The sequence below is a fragment of the Lactobacillus sp. genome, from assembly GCF_051873315.1.
Classification (GTDB): Bacteria; Bacillota; Bacilli; order Lactobacillales; family Lactobacillaceae; genus Lactobacillus.
The window spans coordinates 1-16,568 of the sequence record NZ_JBJEES010000064.1 but is presented as its reverse complement, the minus strand read 5'-3'; the positions used below and the strand labels follow the sequence as shown (position 1 = coordinate 16,568).

The 16,568-nt window shown below is 51.2% G+C and carries 12 protein-coding genes; 10 read left to right on the top strand and 2 right to left on the bottom strand.

Annotation, left to right across the window (positions count from 1 at the left end; translation table 11 throughout):
• Positions 1-181: 181 nt before the first annotated feature.
• The 4 genes from ACI32D_RS03895 to ACI32D_RS03880 all read left to right on the top strand — a co-directional run bounded on the left by ACI32D_RS03895 (position 182) and on the right by ACI32D_RS03880 (position 9,315).
• Entirely contained in the window at positions 182-3,757 is a 3,576-nt protein-coding gene (locus tag ACI32D_RS03895) for an EAL domain-containing protein (RefSeq protein WP_439775336.1), read from the top strand.
• Positions 3,758-3,792: 35 nt separating this feature from the next.
• Positions 3,793-8,019: an EAL domain-containing protein gene (locus tag ACI32D_RS03890; RefSeq protein ID WP_439775335.1), complete on the top strand. Its 4,227-nt coding sequence runs from the start codon at positions 3,793-3,795 to the stop codon at positions 8,017-8,019.
• Between the two features lie 84 nt (positions 8,020-8,103).
• Positions 8,104-8,562: a low molecular weight protein-tyrosine-phosphatase gene (locus ACI32D_RS03885; RefSeq protein ID WP_439775334.1), complete on the top strand. Its 459-nt coding sequence runs from the start codon at positions 8,104-8,106 to the stop codon at positions 8,560-8,562.
• Between the two features lie 96 nt (positions 8,563-8,658).
• Positions 8,659-9,315: an NAD(P)H-binding protein gene (locus tag ACI32D_RS03880; RefSeq protein ID WP_439775333.1), complete on the top strand. Its 657-nt coding sequence runs from the start codon at positions 8,659-8,661 to the stop codon at positions 9,313-9,315.
• A 94-nt stretch (positions 9,316-9,409) separates the two neighbouring features.
• Here the strand turns inward: ACI32D_RS03880 and ACI32D_RS03875 are convergent, their stop codons facing one another.
• A complete protein-coding gene (locus ACI32D_RS03875; protein ID WP_439775332.1) occupies positions 9,410-11,041 on the bottom strand; it encodes an APC family permease in 1,632 nt (543 codons plus the stop codon).
• Between the two features lie 259 nt (positions 11,042-11,300).
• Between ACI32D_RS03875 and msrA the strand changes: the two genes are divergently transcribed.
• Positions 11,301-11,828, top strand: a complete 528-nt coding sequence (gene msrA, locus ACI32D_RS03870) for a peptide-methionine (S)-S-oxide reductase MsrA (protein WP_439775331.1) — start codon at positions 11,301-11,303, stop codon at positions 11,826-11,828.
• A gap of 22 nt (positions 11,829-11,850) precedes the next feature.
• A complete protein-coding gene (locus ACI32D_RS03865; RefSeq protein WP_439775330.1) occupies positions 11,851-12,699 on the top strand; it encodes a patatin-like phospholipase family protein in 849 nt (282 codons plus the stop codon).
• Between the two features lie 59 nt (positions 12,700-12,758).
• Here ACI32D_RS03865 and ACI32D_RS03860 read toward each other — a convergent pair whose 3' ends face one another.
• On the bottom strand, positions 12,759-13,640 hold the full coding sequence (locus ACI32D_RS03860; protein ID WP_439775329.1) for a metal ABC transporter solute-binding protein, Zn/Mn family: 882 nt from the start codon (positions 13,638-13,640) through the stop codon (positions 12,759-12,761).
• A gap of 106 nt (positions 13,641-13,746) precedes the next feature.
• Here ACI32D_RS03860 and ACI32D_RS03855 point away from each other — a divergent pair, with 106 nt between their 5' ends.
• The 4 genes from ACI32D_RS03855 to ACI32D_RS03840 all read left to right on the top strand — a co-directional run.
• The gene (locus tag ACI32D_RS03855; protein ID WP_439775328.1) at positions 13,747-14,268 is read left to right on the top strand and encodes a VanZ family protein; all 522 of its coding nucleotides are present in this window, start codon (positions 13,747-13,749) and stop codon (positions 14,266-14,268) included.
• Between the two features lie 82 nt (positions 14,269-14,350).
• The gene (locus ACI32D_RS03850; protein ID WP_439775327.1) at positions 14,351-15,082 is read left to right on the top strand and encodes a YebC/PmpR family DNA-binding transcriptional regulator; all 732 of its coding nucleotides are present in this window, start codon (positions 14,351-14,353) and stop codon (positions 15,080-15,082) included.
• Between the two features lie 168 nt (positions 15,083-15,250).
• Positions 15,251-16,222, top strand: a complete 972-nt coding sequence (comGA, locus tag ACI32D_RS03845; protein ID WP_439775326.1) for a competence type IV pilus ATPase ComGA — start codon at positions 15,251-15,253, stop codon at positions 16,220-16,222.
• Positions 16,194-16,568, top strand: a 375-nt coding sequence (locus ACI32D_RS03840) for a type II secretion system F family protein (protein WP_439775325.1), incomplete at its 3' end; no start/stop codon positions are given. The genes comGA and ACI32D_RS03840, both read left to right, overlap by 29 nt.

Sequence of the window (16,568 nt, the reverse complement as noted above, 5' to 3'; positions counted from 1 at the left end):
GCAGGAAAAATGATGTTTTACTTTGAAAGGGTGACTCTACTTGCTCTGGTATAACAACTTTTATATAATATAAAGAATAGGTTAATACTGGATAATCGATATTGCTTTAATTATAGCTTAATTTATGTTTAAAAATTAAAGGCTGATTTTGGCGGAAGCATCGGTTTTTAGGAGCGTATTTATGAGAAAAAATGATGAGCAGGCTGAGCTGGCTAGAATCGCTGAAAGCGAAGCTCCAATAGCACTTTATCAATTAAAGGATAACCATATTAAAGTCGTGGCCGTGTCCAAGGGCCTGGGCGAGCTCTATGGCCTGCCTGCAGCTGACCTCAAAAAAATGCTGGGCCAGGACCTCTTCGCGGGTCTTCATCCCGATGACCTGGCCTTGGTGCAGGCGGATTTTTCTTCCTTTGTCAAGCAGGAGACGGGCAGCTATGAAAAATTTTACCGGATCAAGCTGCCAGGGCAGAAGGAATATTCTCTCCTGCAGGCCCAAGGAAAGGTGGTCGAGCTTGACCAAGAGCCTGCCTTCATGGTCTGGTATACGGAAATGTCACCATCCCGCTTTCAGCAGCTGCTGGCTAGCGACCGGGTTATCCTGAAAGCAGGGAGAAATCAGGCTAAGCATCTGCGCGATGACTTGACCGGCCTGCCTAAGGCGGCCTACTTTTATGAGCTGGCTGAACAGGGTTGCCGGGAACTTTTTAAAAAGGGCAAGCAGCCGGTGATGCTGGCCTTCAATCTGATTGGCTTCAGCCACTTCAACCGCCGCTATTCCTATGTTGAAGGCAACCGCCTTCTGGCGGCCTTTGCTGATTTGCTTAGGCGAAATTTTGGAGAAGAATGTTGTGGTCATTTTACTGAAGACAATTTCTATGCTTTTACGGAGCATGAGAATCTTGAAGACCGGCTGGCTGCCTTTCTTAAAGAAAGCCGGCAAATCAATGGCGGCCGCAGCCTGTCAGTCCGTATCGGGATTTATGACGCTGGCAGCCTGGTTTATGAAGACATTAAAAAGGTCTGTGAATACGCCGCGGTGGCCTGCAACGACAACCGTAAGGACGTTAATGCCCATGTCGCTTATTTCACCAGCCAGAACCGGAAAAAACTGGAACTGGAGAACTACATCCTTTCCAACTTTGACCAAGCCTTGAAGGAAGGCTGGATTGAACCTTTCTACCAGCCAATCGTCCGTATTTTAAACGGGCAGAGCGGAAACTGGGAGGCCCTGGCCCGCTGGCGCAAACCGAATGGCGGGCTGCTGCTGAATGAGCAGTTTATTCCGATTCTGGATAAAGCAGGGGTATTGTATCAGCTGGACTTGTACATGGCTGACAAGGTGATTGCTGATCTGAAAAAGATGCAGGGAAAAGGCTACCTGGAAGTTGCTATTTCCCTCAACCTCTTCAGTTCAGAATTTGACCAGTGCAATATGGCTGAGGAGATCAGCCGGAAGGTGAAAGCAAGCGGCTTGTCACCGGAATTCATTGTCATTGAGATCAGCAATGACACCCGCAATCTCAATGCTGACAAGATCCGGGAACAGATCTACTTGTTTAAGGAAAAAGGTTTTTCCGTCTGGGTTGACAATTTTGGTGAAGGCTACTCCTCAATTGGCTTGATCAAGGACAATTCTCCTGTTTCCTGCATTAAGTTTGATGCAAGCTTTATCAAGGATCCCGACCAAAAGCGGTCAAAAACCGTTTTGAAGAAAATGGTTGAGCTGGCTGAAGAGCTGAGTATCGATACGATTGTCGAAGGGGTGGAAAATGCCGATCAATTGCTGGCCTTAAGGGAAATCGGCTGCGCCGCGGCCCAAGGCTACTATTTCGGCCAGCCACTGCCTTTTGACCAGGCGGTAAAGAAGTGGATCGAGGGTCCGGAAGCCAACATGGAACGCTTTAGCGAATCAGACTACTACAACAGCGTGGGCATGATGAGCCTGGAGCGGCCCCACTTCATGCAGGAAAGATACAACAGCGACTTGACCTTTGATGATCCAGACCCAGTTTTGGACCGCTACTTTAAGGGGACCCCGCTGGGCTTTTTGGAATACAGGGACGGCAAGCTCTATTACTTAAGAGGAAATGAAGGCTATACCCACTACTTGATCAGTTGCGGGTCAGTGACCAAAGAAGAAATGGAAGAGCACCCCTTCGCGACTGAGCTCAAATCAGTTGGCCCCCAATTTTTCAAGGACCTTAAGGGCTGGATTGATGAAGAATACTGGAAAAGCCACAAGACTGAGTGGCACTACAGCGTGCACAGCTATCCCAACAACCTTTACGTTGAGGGCTACCAGCGGATTCTGTCATACAATCCCCACACGGACGCTTATGCCTTGATTGATGTTCTGACCTCTTATAATGCCAACCAGGTTTACCATGACCCCGCCAGGGGCGATCTAGGGGTAACGGCCAACTTCAGCTTGAATGCCGACCAGTATCGGGACATGCCGATTCCTTTCATCATTTTGTCCCCAATCTACCGGGAAAAGAAGGTCGTTGACATGCAGTACATCTACGTCAACCAGGCCTACGCTGAAATCATGGACCAGAGCCGGGAAAAGCTGCTGGGCAACAAGATGTCTAATTTCGTCAAGCTGAAGCTAGATTTCTGGATTAAGGAGATTTTTGCTAGCGATGCTGGACAGATCCGGAAGGGCATCTTCCACTCAAAGACAGGACACTGGTATGAATACATTACAGCCAAGGCTTCGGTTCCTGGTACACGTTCTCTGGTCATGATCAATATTGACGAGCAAAAGCGCAGCGAGCGGGAGATTCAGCAAAAGCAGAATACCACCAATGAAATCGTTCAGCTCTCAGAAATCCTGAACGTTGAAAATGACCAGATGGAAACAGCTATCAACAAGGGGCTGGCCAAGCTGGGTCTGGACCTTGGGGCAGACCGGGTTGTCGTAATGGAAGGCGAAAATGACCTTGTCAAAAATACTTATTGCTGGAATCGGCCAGGCTTGAAATCTGCACAAAAGAGACAGCAGCAGATCAACTTGCCAGATCTGGATAGCCAGCTGCAAGAGCTGGTTGGTCAAGACAGCATGTTTTTGGCTGATCAAGCTGAAATTAGTCTGCGCTTTCCAGGAATTGTTGCGACCTATGATGATGATTACCAGTTAAAGAATGTTCTTTTGGCGCCGTTTTATGAGCGTGGCCGGATTCGCGGCACTGTTGTGGTGGAAAACCTCGATGCCGGCTTAAACATGGACTTCCACAACTTGATTGAACTGGCGGCTGACTTCGTTGGGGCCAAGGTCATGGGCTTGAACTTGGTACAGCAAAGAGATACTGACGTTTTGACCAAGCTGAATGACCGCCACCCTTACCTGGCCAAGCTGAACTACTACAAAAAATCGCAAGCCTCAAGAACCGTTGGCGTGGCTTTTATGGACTTGAATGGACTGAAAGAAGCCAATGACGAGCTAGGCCACGATGCCGGGGATGAACTGTTGATTTCGGCGGGCCAGATTATCAGCCAGGCTTTTGGCCGCGACCATGTTTACCGGGTCGGCGGGGATGAGTTCGTGGTTTTGGATGACCAGAGCAGCCGGATGGAATTTGAAGCCCACTGCGCGGCTTTTGAAAAGAGCATGACCGTGCCAGGGACACCGTCAATCTCAATTGGAGCCGAATGGTGTCCAGACTCTCACTACTTGCAAGAATCGGTCGAGAGAGCCGACCGGAAGATGCAGCGGCAGAAGAACGACTTCTATAAGTCACACAAGCGCTACCGCTGATATCGCCTGGGAGCAAAGAGAAATGAGGTTTAGTGATGAAGAGAAATAATCATGCCATTTTCTATTCGCTGATCATGGCCATAATCGTGCTGGCCCTGGGCATCGTCAGTTTCTGGGGCCGGGGCCAGGGGAATTTTAAAGGCATTTACTCAACGGCCCCCTTGACTGACATTGAGCAGAAATGGACTGATAAGAACGGTAAGGCAGTTGACGCCAGGGAACTTAAACCCGGCAAAGATGGGACGCTGACGATTTATTACCGCCTGCCTAAAAAGGTGAACAGCCAGGACAAGATTATTTTTTTCTCCAGATACATCAAGCAGATCGATGCTTATATCGGGCAAAAGAAGATCTATTCCAGCCACCCGGAGATCGCGGCTGACTGGCTGGGCCTGACGGAACATTATGAGAGTTTTACCAACAGCATCAGCCTGCCAGCTGGTTCAGCCGGCAAGCAGGTCCGCTTGACTTTAAAGGGCTTTTACCAGCCAGTTGGCAAGCTTACAGCCTGCAGTCTGGGCAATGACGGGGCCTTTTTGGCCAATTATGTTAGAAAAAATGCCTTGCGGGTGGCCATGGGGATCATCTCAGCTGTCTTGGGACTGACTCTCTTGCTGTTTGCCTTCTTTGCTCCTTTGGAAAGCAAGTTTAAGCGGAGCTTGATCTATTATTCAATTGCTACAATCCTGTTTTCTGTCATGCAGATGCAGGAAGAAATGCAGCTGACGGTACTTTTTGGCCAATATCATGTCTGGCGCCTGTTTACCTATCCGGTGATGATCTTGATGCCATATTTGCTGATCATGGCGATCAATGAGCAGCTGGAATATCCTAAGCAGCTGTATACTAACTTTGCTTTTGCTTTAAGCATGCTGGATCTGTTTTATGTTCTTTGGCGCTTTTGGAGCAAAGGGGAAGACCTCGCCAGTGACGGCCCCTTTTTGATCATTATGATCATCGCTGCTTTTGTCAGCGCGATTGCCATGATTTTAGGTGACATCTACCAGGCTTATAAGGCGGCAAATGAAGCAAAAAGAGAAAAGGAGAATGACTCCAAGCAGGAATCAGTGAAGGCAGCTTACAAGACCAGACAGCTGATTCACTGGTCCTACTTCGCGACTTTCGTTATCATCCTTGTATGTATCGGCATAGATGCATACCGTTATCTCGCTCTAAAACACGCGATAGATGATTACGCGGCTTTGCGCTATGGCTTCTTTTTCAGCCAGATTCTGATGTTCAGACAGTACTTCTTGTCAGAACTGGACAATATGCAGCAAAAAGGTCAGGATGACACTTACATAAAGATGGTCAACTATGACCGCTTGACGGGCCTTTATACCCAGTACTACTTGACGCAGAAAATCACCAAAGAACGGGAAGAAGACCCGTCAATCATGCCGGCCATCGTTTACATCAACTTGGCCAAGTTCAAGCTTTACAACGTGATCAATGGCCACGAAAAAGGTGACGAATGCTTGAAGCAGGTCGCGGAAATCCTGCGGGATATTTTTGGCCCGGACAACCTGGCCCGGTTCGGGAACGACCACTTCGTTATTTTTGACCAGGACAACGACGGGGTTATGGACCGGATCGAAGAAGCCAACCGCCGGGTCGGACAGATCGACTTGTCCTTTAAGCTTTACCTAAAGGCCGGGATCTACTATTCTGATGGCAGCAAGAGCATCGAAACCGAATGCGACTATGCCAAGACGGCCTGCGACGAGGTCAAGGACGGGGCAGAAAAGTGCTACCGGGTCTACACTGAAGAATTCAGTGAACAATCAGCCTACACCAAGTTCGTGGTCGACCATATTGATGAAGCGATCGCTAACGGTGACATCCAGGTCTACTACCAGCCGCAAGTACACTTGATGAACGGCAAGCTGGCCGGCCTGGAAGCCTTGGCCCGCTGGAATGACCAGACCAGGGGCTTCATGTCACCAGGCCGCTTCGTGCCGGTCCTGGAAGCCAGCAACTTGACCTACAAGCTGGACTTGTATGTCTTGGAAGAAGCGGCTAAATTGATCAAGCACCAGCTGGACACAGGCGGCAAGATCGTGCCGATTTCCTTCAACCTGTCCCGGACTGACTTCGTGACCAGCGACCCTAACCAGGTCCTTCTGGATTTAGTTAAAAAGTATGGTATTCCCCGGGAAATGCTGCGGGTGGAAATCACCGAAACCATCCTGACTGAAGACCCGGTCAAGATCAAGAAGGCCATCGACCGTTTCCACGCCAATGGCTTTGAGGTTTTGATGGACGACTTCGGCAGTGGGGCATCATCCTTGAACACCTTGAAAGAGTACGGCTTTGATGAAATCAAGCTGGACATGATCTTCATGCGGAAGTTCGACGAACGGAGCAAGAAGGTTATCAAGCCGCTAATTTCCATGGCCAAGAGCCTGGGCGTTCATACCCTGTGTGAAGGGGTGGAGAGCAAGGAACAGATTGCCTTCTTGAAAGACGTGGGCTGTGAAGTAGTTCAAGGTTACTATTATGGCAAGCCGAATACCTTCCAGGAAGTGGTTGACCGCTTGGAAGAACTAGGCGTTGAATGGGAAGGGCTGGATGAAAACTCCTACTTTGAAACTGCCGGTTTGGTCGACGTCAACGTTGACCAGCCGTTGGCCATCATCGATTATGACCGGGCAGCAGAAAAGTTTACCGCCTACTATCTCAATACTGCTTTTCGTTCTTTTGCGGCGCAAATTGGGGTCGTTCTGGCTACTGACCGTTCTTTGTCCTGGCAAGACCAGGCCAGCCAGGAGAAAATGTTGGCCTTTGCCAAAGCAGCTGCCCGGTCAACCCATGAACAGCTAACCAGTTTAACGGTTTCTGCCCGGGAATACCAGCTGAGCTTCAAGATGCTAGTCAATTTGCAGGGGCATGCTTTATTCAAGGTCTTGCTCTTATCCAGCCAGGCCCAGGAAAAGCAGGCAAGTTCCGGCAGATTTGAAGACCTGCCTTTGCCTTATGTAGTTGTCCGGCCATTTTATGACCAGGCCAGCCAGCAGGCAGACTGTGAATTTGTCTCTGTCAACCAGATTTTCAGCCAGCTCTTGCAGCTGCCTAAAGAGGAATTGCTGGGTAAAAAGCTGACGGCAGCCCTGCCAGGAGAAGAAGCCCAGTGGTCCAGCCTGCCTTTGGAAGTCCTTCGGACCGGCCGGGCCAGCAGCCACCGCCTTTACAGCAAGCATATGGAGGCTTGGTGCGAATTTACCCTCCTGCCAGCCGTTCAGCCGGCTTGTGTGGCTATGGCCTTTACCAGGATCGAAGACAGTGCTCCGCGCCTGGCGGCTCTTAAACGGGCCGGCAGCCTGGCAGCGCAAAGCGCGGCTTTGGCCCGGACTTTGAACGGACCAGAAGACCATGCTTCTGAGATCAACTTCTCCTTGGCTGAAGTAGCCAGCTTGATCAAGCCTGAAAGAGTCTACATGTTCTCTGCTGGCAAGGATAAGGCAGAGCTTGAATATGAATGGAGCAAGAAGTCCAGTCTTATGGGCAAGATTTCAGATGCTCTGTCAGAGAAAATCGTATCTTACTGCGAGCGCCTGCGGGGGCAGAAGCCATACCTTTACATCAGCGATATGGAAAGCCTGCGCTTTGACCGGGAACTATATGACTTGAACCGGAAGAATGTCCGCATTCTGCTCTACCCGCTTTTTACAGGCAAAAAGCTTTTAGGCTACTTGGGGGTAGAAAACTTCGATGCAGATCAATTAGCTTATGCCAAGGACTTGCTGGGCGAATACTCCCGCTATCTGGCAGCCAAGCTAAGCGTAGTTAGCCGCTTGCAGCAATTGGCAAATCCGGCAGCCAGCGACCACTTGACTGGTCTTGGCGGGGCCGGGGCTTACCAGGAAAAACTTGAGAAGCTGAAGAGTGACCGGCAGCCAGCCGCCTTGCTCTACCTGGACCTCTACAATTTGCGGGACTACAATGCTGACCACGGCCCGCAGGAAGGGAACCTGCTCTTGCAGCAGACGGCCGACTGGCTGGCTGAGAGCTTTGATGTCCGCCAGCTCTACCGGATCAGCGGGGAAGAGTTCGTGGCGGTCATGCCAGAAGCCAGCGAAGCAGATCTGAGTGCCAAGCTGCAGGAAGTCAAGGACCGGCAAGCCGGAGAAGACCGGATCAAGCTGATCTGGACCGGGAAGGTCTGCGACTACCCAAGACATATCCTGGACGCGGCCAAGCAGCTGGACCAAGCTTTAAATGACAAGAAAGCTGAGATCTACGCGGCAGCCAGCCAAAATTAAGAAGGAGACGCCAAGGCGTCTCTTTTTTCTTTAAAAAAGCTGCATGCTATAATATTTCTTACACTTTAGGGAAAGGTGACAAAAATGCGGAAAATTTTGTTTTTATGTCATGGCAACATCTGCCGGTCGCCAATGGCCGAATTTATCATGAAGCAGCTCTTGGATGAGGCCGGCAAGGCTGACCAGGTTGAAGTTGCTTCAGCAGCCGTGACGAGCGATGAAATCATTGGCGGAGTTGGCAATCCGATGGACTCCCGGGCCCAAAGGGAACTGACCAAGCACGGGGTGCCTTTTAGCCAGCACCGGGCCCAGCTCTTGACCCGGGAAGACTATGACAAGTATGACTACCTGATTGCCATGGACAGTGAGAACTTCATGGCCATGAACCAGATCTGCGGGGGTGACCCGGAAAGAAAGCAGTACAAGCTGCTCCAGTTTGCCGGTAGTTTTGATGATATTGATGACCCATGGTACACGAATGACTTTGACCAGGCTTTCGAGGACATCAGCCGGGGCTGCCAGGGCCTGTTAGACCAGCTTTAGGCCAGGAATTTACGAAAACGCTTAAAGCGAGTACAATTAAGGGTGTAAGTTGTAAGAAAATTTTTAATTGTTTATGGCAATAGTAAGGATTTGTTTATGAAAAAGTATGTCATTTTGCACCCGACCGGCCGGATCTCCCGCCTGGTCATCAAGCACTTGCTGGCTGACCCCCAGTTCAGCGATGTTGAACTGGAGCTTTTGACCCAGCGGCCGGAACTTTTAGCTGACTTGGCAAAGGCTGACCGGATCAAGCTGACCGAAGGGGCAGCGACTGACCTGGACAAGATCAAGGAAGTCACCAGGGATGCTGACCTGGTCTTTTTGGGCAAGGTTGACGACAAGAAGTTCACGGTGATCAGCCGGAACTTGGTCAAGGCAAGCCAGGAAAACGGCTTTGACCGGGTGATCGAACTGAGCCTGGCCGGCCTTTACTACGAAATTCCCGGGGAATTCGGCACCTGGGTTGACGAATGGGTGGGCTCTGGCCGTTTTTTGCCAGCCAGAGAAGCTGCCCACCGCCTGGAAGAAGCAGACCTGGACTACACCTTGATCAGAATGCCGGCCTTGACCGACTGGCCAGATGTCAAGTACTCCTTGACCGGCCGCTATGACGAATTTGTCGGCACCTCTGTCTCAAGAGCCAGCGTGGCTGACCTGGTCTTGAAGATCATGGCCGATCCCGCTCAGTACTCCCGCGCCAGCGTTGGCATCTCCCAGCCGGAAACGGCGGGTTATGTCCGGCCAGTTTACTAAAGACAGAAATTGTAATTTAAGCAAAATGAAAAGATCTGCACGCTCGTGCAGATCTTTTTTGTCTAACAATATTGTTTTTTAGTCCTTTTTGTCTTTACCGGCTGACTTTTGCCCCTTTTGGCAAGCGGCGGCCGATCAGCCAGACAGCTAAGAGGGCAATGGCTGATTCAATGACAATGTAGAGGGCCCGCAGCTTGATATTGGTCCCGCCCAGCCAGACATTGAAGACGATTGAGCCCAGGACAATAGTGATCATCCAGGTCCATTGCTGCTGGTCAAAGGCCAGGCCATATTCTTCTTCTCTTCTGCGGATGCCCGGGAAGATCCCGCCCAGGCCGATCAAGACCAGGCAGGCCACGATGTTGATGGAAAGTTCATACCACCAAACCCAGCTGCCTTCCTTGACGTCTTGGGGCATAAAGCCTAAAACAGTAGCGATAGCCGTGACAGCCAGGAGGGCAAAGCCGACCCACCAGGCAAAGGTGTCGTTTTTAATGTAGCGGTAAACTGACGGGTACTTAGAGGAATTTTTGCCCCGGACCTTCATGAAGGAGTAGAAGATCCAGCAGGTAACTGCCGGTGAAATGATCCCGTTCAAGTTCAAAAGCCAGTTAAAGATATCGTTCATGTCTGGCAGGAAAATCCCCAGAACCATGATGAAGCCGCTCAAAAAGACGGTTAAAATGTAGCCGTTGATCGGTAGGCCATCCTTGTTGGTCTTCTTGAGGAACTTCGGCATGTACTTGTCCCCGGTGTCGGAGATCAGCATTCTGGTCATGGCATCGAGCAAAACAGACAAGAGGGCCACGTTGTAGAAAAATGAGGCCCAGGCATAGATGTAGACAAACAGGTTGCCCACGCCAAACTGCTTGCCCATAGCACCGAAGACGTAGTATTCACCGTTCATCTTCAAGTCGTTTGGCATGTGGTTGGCATCGATGTAGATGCCCAGGGCAATTGAGCCAAAGATGGTCAAAAAGCAGGTCATGAGGGCCAGAGCGATCATGGCTTTAGGGAATTCCCGCTTAGGGTCCTTCATCCGGGTCACGTAAGGGGCGACCAGCTCAGACCCGTTGACGGCATAGATCAGCATCCCCACGGTTGAGAAGTATTTAAGGTCAAACTTGGGGATGATGGTCTTCCAGGTAAATGGCGTCGCGGTCTTGCCGCCGGACTTGGCCAGGCCGGCGAAGGCCAGAAGCACGAAGAGGATAGTCATGATGAACATGGCCCAGCCCCCGATGTTGGACAGAATTTCCATTGACTTGGAGAATTTGTGTTCCAGCAGGGTCAAAAGGATAAAGATGACAAAGGTGATGGCCGTGAACATGGCGGTTGAAAGGAATTTCGGGTCCTCAAACTCGTCAGTCCCGGTCAGCCCCCAGCCAACGTCGACCAGGAGGCAGTTGGCCGTGTCGACCACGTAGGGAATCGAAGCGGCCCAGTAGGTCCAGGCCGTGAAGTAGCCTAAAAATTCACCGTCAGTGGCTCTGACCCAAGAGGAGAGGCCACCGCCTTCATGATTGAAAACTGAACCCAGGTGGCCAACGATCAAAGCGTAGGGAACCACGTAAAGGAACATCATCAAAACCCAGGAGGTGATAACCGCCATCCCTTGGTTTTGGAAGTTGTACATGATGTCTTCCAGCCCGATGACCGTGACAAAGGCCATCATGGCTAAAGTCTGCCAGGAAATATAATTTCCCTTTTTATCTAATTCGTCCATAAAAAATCCTTCCTGTTAAGCAAATTTCACTAACAAGAAGTCTGGCCCGGGGACTTGTTCAGCGATACCATTTTCATCTCCAATCTAGCAATTATTAATTTTTTTAAAAGCAAAATCTATTTTACATTACTTATGAAGGGAAAAACAGCCTTTTAGCCATGATAGCGGTTCCCGGGCGAATATTTTCTGAGCAGAAGATTTCCTATCTTTTTTCTTTGGAGTACAATTAAAGACAAGTTAAATTTGACGAGGTGATTTTATGGAGAAAAAATTGGACAGCGCGATTTTCGCGGGCGGCTGCTTCTGGTGCATGGTTGCTCCTTTTGACACTTTGCCGGGCATCGAGAGCGTCACGGCTGGCTATACGGGCGGCCATGTGCCCAACCCGACTTATGAGCAGGTTTGCAGCCACACGACTGGCCACACGGAAGCGGTCAAGATCGTTTTTGACCCGGATCTGATGACTTATGAGGACCTGCTTGGCTACTACTGGCAGGTGACGGATCCGACTGACGCCAGCGGCCAGTTCCAGGACCGGGGAGACAACTACCGGCCGGTGATTTTTTACAATTCACCAGAGCAGAAGGCGGCAGCGGAAAAGTCCAAGCAGGAACTGGAGGAAAGCGGCCGTTTTGATGATCCGATCGTGACCGAGATCGAACCTGCCGCGCCATTTTATGAAGCTGAAGACTACCACCAGCAATTTTATTTGAAGCATCCGGACCGCTACGCGGCTGAAGAAGCCGGAGGACGTGCCCAGTTCATCAAGGAGCACTGGGGCAAGTAAAAGGATGACAAGGGGGGACGGCATGAAGAAAGGTTTAGTGATGGAGGGCGGCGCCATGCGGGGCCTGTACACGGCCGGGGTGACCGACGTCCTTATGAAATACGGGATCAAGTTTGACGGGGCGGTTGGCGTTTCAGCCGGGGTGGCCTTTGGCTGCAACTATAAGTCCCTGCAGCCTGGTCGGGTCTTGCGCTACAACCTCCGCTACGGCGGCCGGCCCCAGTTTAAGAGCTGGCGGTCCTGGCTCAAAACAGGCGACCTGTACGGGGCGGACTTTTGCTACTACACTTTGCCAGAGCGCCTGGATCCTTTTGACACGGCAGCTTTTGCCAGAAACCCGATGGACTTCTGGTGCGTGGCAACGGATGTAGAGACGGCCCAGCCAGCCTACCACAAATTGACCACTGGCAAGGGGCGGGACGTGGCCTGGATCCGGGCCTCAGCCTCGATTCCCTTCTTTGCCCGGCCGGTTAAAATCGGCAGCCACGCCTACTGGGACGGGGGCGTCAGCGATTCAATCCCGGTCCGCTTTCTCTTGGAAAAAGGCTATGATAAAGCTGTGGTTATTTTGACCCAGCCAGCCGGCTACCAGAAAGAGCCGTCACGCCTGCAGCCAGTCGTTGACCGGGTCTTGAAGAAGTACCCGGCTGTCGTGGCGCGCCTCAAGCAGCGGCACCAGGAATACAATGACTGCCTGGCTTATATCGCCAGAGAAGAGGCAGCTGGAAAGCTTTTTGTCTTCCGGCCCAGCCAAGATATTGACGTCAGCGCCATGGAAAAAGACCCAAAGCGGCTTAAGGCGGTCTACCAGGTCGGCGTCAGGGATGCCAGCCGGCAGATTGGGGCCTTGAAGGAATTTTTGAAAGATTGATGACATACAAAAACGGTGACTGAGGATGCAGTCACCGTTTTCTTATTCAATTCTATTCCTTATTCAGCCAATTTGGCCAGCTTCTGGTAGTTGGCCAGCATCCAGTCGGCGTAAGCCACCTTGTTTGGCATGGTTTCGCGGACTTCCAGGATCGGGATGCCCTGCTTTTTAGCCTTCTTGACGAAGGACTTGACCATGTCTGAGCTGGCTTGGGTGTTGTTGACGAAGAAGGCGATCTGCTTTTTCTTGATGGCCTCATTCATCTTGGCAATCACGGCCGCGCTTGGGTCAGTTTCCTTTTCAGTAGCTTCTTCAAAGTTCTTGTTGCCGATCTTGAAGCCGGTCCGCTCTAAAGCGTAGTCAAAAACCGGCTCGCTGACAAAGACCTGCTTGGCCTTTTCGCCCTTGATCTGGTCAGCGACTTGGTCGATCTTGTCGATCTTTTTCAGGTACTTTTTGGCCTGGGCCTGGTAGTAGCTGGCATGCTTCTTGTCAATTTTGCTCAGCTCCTTGACCAGGTAGGCGACGTACTTTTTCGGCATGGACAAGTTGTACCAGATGTGGGGGTTGGCGCTGGAATCCAGCTGCAGCAAGTCTTCCCCGACCTTGACGGCCTTCTTGTCGTTGGAGGCGGCCAGGTTGTCCATCCAGCTGTCATAGCCCATCCCGTTGGCGACAATGATGTCGGCTCCAGCTACCGTCTTAGCGGCGTTGGTCGTTGGCTCGTAGTCGTGGGGGTCGGAGTTGCCGTTGGCGATCAAGGCGGTAGCCTTCCCGTATTTGCCGACGATATTTTGGGCGATGTCGGCGTAAATGTTGGTCGAAGTCACAATCTTGATCTGGCTGCTGGAAGTCTTTTCATTTTTTGCGCAGCCGGCTAAAAAGAGAGTAGCCAAAAAAAGAATTGGCCAGATGATTAACTGTCTGTGTTTTTTCTTCATGTCTTTTCCTTTCAAGATCTGCAGCTCGCCTGCAAATCATAATAGAATACGGGAAAAAATCGTAAAAGTCAAGCATCAGCATTTGATCGATGGTAAAATAAACGACATGAATGATTTTAAGTTTAGTAAAAGAGAAAAAGTTTACCTCCTCCTGGCCCTGGCCGTTTTGGTCATGCTCTTCATCTCAAGCTCGATGACCTACCATGAGCAGAAAATGAAGGCAGGTTTCATCCATACCTACCTGGGCTGGCTGGAAGATTTGATTCACCGGCTCAATATTTATTACGGCGGGGTCTGGCACAATGTCAAGACTGACGGATCGGCCGGCTTTACCCAGTTCGTGGTCCGGAAACTGGCCCATTTTACCAGCTACTTCTTCTACGGCCTCTTTGCCTACCTAGGTTTGCGGCGAGTTTTTGTCATCAAGTGGACCGGGCCCCTCTTTGTCTGGGCCAGCGCCTTTGCCTTCGCGGCTATGGATGAGTTCCACCAGTTTTTGACCGGGGACCGGACGCCGAGCGTACACGACGTGATGCTGGATGCCAGTGGAGCGCTCTTGGCCATTGGTTTGGCGGTGATTTTTTATCAAATAAAGCAGGGGCGGGAGCGAAAAAAGTCGGCCATTTAAGGGCTGAAACCGTTGAATTTCTGCCTTTCCTGAGTTATGATAAAAAAGTTGATTATATTAATTACAGAAAGAAGGATCCTAAATGTCAGGACATTCAAAATGGCACAATATTCAAGGCCGCAAGAATGCGCAAGACGCTAAGAGAGGGAAGGTTTTCCAAAAGCTCTCCCGTGAAATTTACATGGCTGCAAAGAGTGGTGGTCCTGACCCTTCAGGTAATCCAAGCTTGCGTTTGGTCATGGACAAGGCACGTGCTGCCAACATGCCAAAGGACAACATCCAACGGGCCATCAAGAAGGCTGAAGGCAACTCAGATGAACACTACGATGAAGTAACTTACGAAGGTTACGCACCGGGCGGCGTTGCCATCCTGGTTGAAGCTTTGACTGACAACAAGAACCGGACTGCCTCATCCGTCCGCGTGGCCTTTACCCGCAACGGCGGCAGCCTTGGTGCTACTGGGTCAGTTGCCTACATGTTCGACCGCAAGGGCTACATTGTAATCGACCGGTCAACTACTGACGCGGATGAAGACCAAATGCTGATGGACGTCATGGAAGCCGGCGGCGACGACCTGCAAACCAGCGACGACGCTTACGAAATCTACACTGACGCCAAGAGCTTTACTGCTGTCCGCGATGCTTTGGAAAAGGCCGGCTACAAGCTCGCAGTTTCCGAACTGACCATGGTGCCGCAAAACACCACTCCAGTTCCAGACGACAAGAAGGAACAATTCGAAAAGCTGGTTGACGCTTTGGAAGACGACGATGACGTTTCCAACGTTTACACCGCTGCAGCTGACGAAGAAGAATAATTCAAGCTGTAAATTAAGCTATACAAGACGCGACTTTCTTAGGAAAGCCGCGTTTTTTTATGCTCTTTTGCGATTTTTTGGAAAAATTTTGACTTCTCAGAAAAAAATCGGCACTTTTGGCGTACTAGTAAGTGGAGGAGGAAAAAGAGAAAAAGAAAGGAGGACCTTGTGGAAGTTGAGGACAAAGCCCGGCAAATGCTGGAAGAAGCGGTTAGGATCCGGGCCAGTGACATCTTTTTCCTGCCCAAGAAGGGCGGATATAAATTGCGCCTGCGGGCTGGGGACTTGGAAGAAAGGCCGGACCTGACCCTGGAAGCGGGCAATGAATTAGTCAACTGGTTCAAGTACCAAGCCGAAATGGATATTGCTGAACACCGCCGCCCCCAGGTTGGCAGCATGGCTGTCAATTTATCGGGGCAGGACTACTGGCTCCGCCTTTCCAGCGTGGGCGATTACCGGGGGAAGGACTCATTGGTCATCCGGATCATCTATGCTTTGGGGGAGAGCCGGTACTTTTTCCCGGACCAGTTTAAGGACCTGGTGGACCTCTGCTGGCGGCGGGGGATGATCGTGACCAGCGGGCCAACGGGGTCGGGGAAGACCACGACCATGTATGAATTAGCCAGAAGGCTCAGCCAGACGAAAATGGTGATGACTATTGAAGACCCGGTGGAAGTGTATGAGGAGAGCTTTTTTCAGGCCCAGGTCAATGCCGGTGCCGGGATCAGCTATGCCAGCCTGTTAAAGGCGGCCCTGCGCCACCGGCCGGACGTCTTGATCATCGGGGAAATCCGCGATGAAGAGACGGCCCATTTGGCGGTTGACGCGGCTTTAAGCGGCCACCTGGTTTTAGCCACAGTGCATGCCAAAAGTACCTACCAAACCATTTCCCGCCTGGAGAGCCTGGGAGTTAAAAATAACGAGCTGGTCAACTGCTTGACGGCGGTGTCCTACCAGCGCCTTTTGCCGGGTAAAAAGGGCCCGGCCTGCCTGCTGGACTTGGCCAGCAAGGAGGACTTGCTGGCAGCCTTAGCACAGCCGGTCAGAGGGAATTTCGCCGTTTGGGAGGAAAACTTAAGCAAGCTGGTGGAGAAAGGAGAAATTACAGAAGATGTGGCAAGGCAATATAAAGGCGGCTAGGCTGAAGCAGAGTGAGCAGGTGGAGCTGCTGGCTTTTTTGGCCAATTGCCTCAAGAACGGCTTTTCCTTGACCAAGAGCCTGCAGCTGTTGCCCCTGCTTTGGCCCAAGCGGAAAAAGCAGCTGGCCCGGCTGGATGAACAGATGCGGCAAGGAGAAGACCTGGGCCGGCTTCTGGCGGGCCTGGGCTTTAACAAAACGACCGTAACCCAGCTGGACATGGCAATAAGTCAAGGGCGGCTGGATGAATCTTTGGCCCAGCTGGCCCTTTTGGGGCGGATGAAGAATGAGCAGGTCAAGAAGTTGCAGGGAGAACTGGCCTACCCGGTCGTTTTGGCGGGGATGATG

Bases quoted from the DNA above. Each gene is read 5' to 3' on its own strand.
- ACI32D_RS03895 (WP_439775336.1), top strand. From the start codon at position 182: ATGAGAAAAAATGATGAGCAGGCTGAGCTGGCTAGAATCGCTGAAAGC.
- ACI32D_RS03890 (WP_439775335.1), top strand. From the start codon at position 3,793: ATGAAGAGAAATAATCATGCCATTTTCTATTCGCTGATCATGGCCATA.
- ACI32D_RS03885 (WP_439775334.1), top strand. From the start codon at position 8,104: ATGCGGAAAATTTTGTTTTTATGTCATGGCAACATCTGCCGGTCGCCA.
- ACI32D_RS03880 (WP_439775333.1), top strand. From the start codon at position 8,659: ATGAAAAAGTATGTCATTTTGCACCCGACCGGCCGGATCTCCCGCCTG.
- ACI32D_RS03875 (WP_439775332.1), bottom strand. From the start codon at position 11,041: ATGGACGAATTAGATAAAAAGGGAAATTATATTTCCTGGCAGACTTTA.
- msrA (WP_439775331.1), top strand. From the start codon at position 11,301: ATGGAGAAAAAATTGGACAGCGCGATTTTCGCGGGCGGCTGCTTCTGG.
- ACI32D_RS03865 (WP_439775330.1), top strand. From the start codon at position 11,851: ATGAAGAAAGGTTTAGTGATGGAGGGCGGCGCCATGCGGGGCCTGTAC.
- ACI32D_RS03860 (WP_439775329.1), bottom strand. From the start codon at position 13,640: ATGAAGAAAAAACACAGACAGTTAATCATCTGGCCAATTCTTTTTTTG.
- ACI32D_RS03855 (WP_439775328.1), top strand. From the start codon at position 13,747: ATGAATGATTTTAAGTTTAGTAAAAGAGAAAAAGTTTACCTCCTCCTG.
- ACI32D_RS03850 (WP_439775327.1), top strand. From the start codon at position 14,351: ATGTCAGGACATTCAAAATGGCACAATATTCAAGGCCGCAAGAATGCG.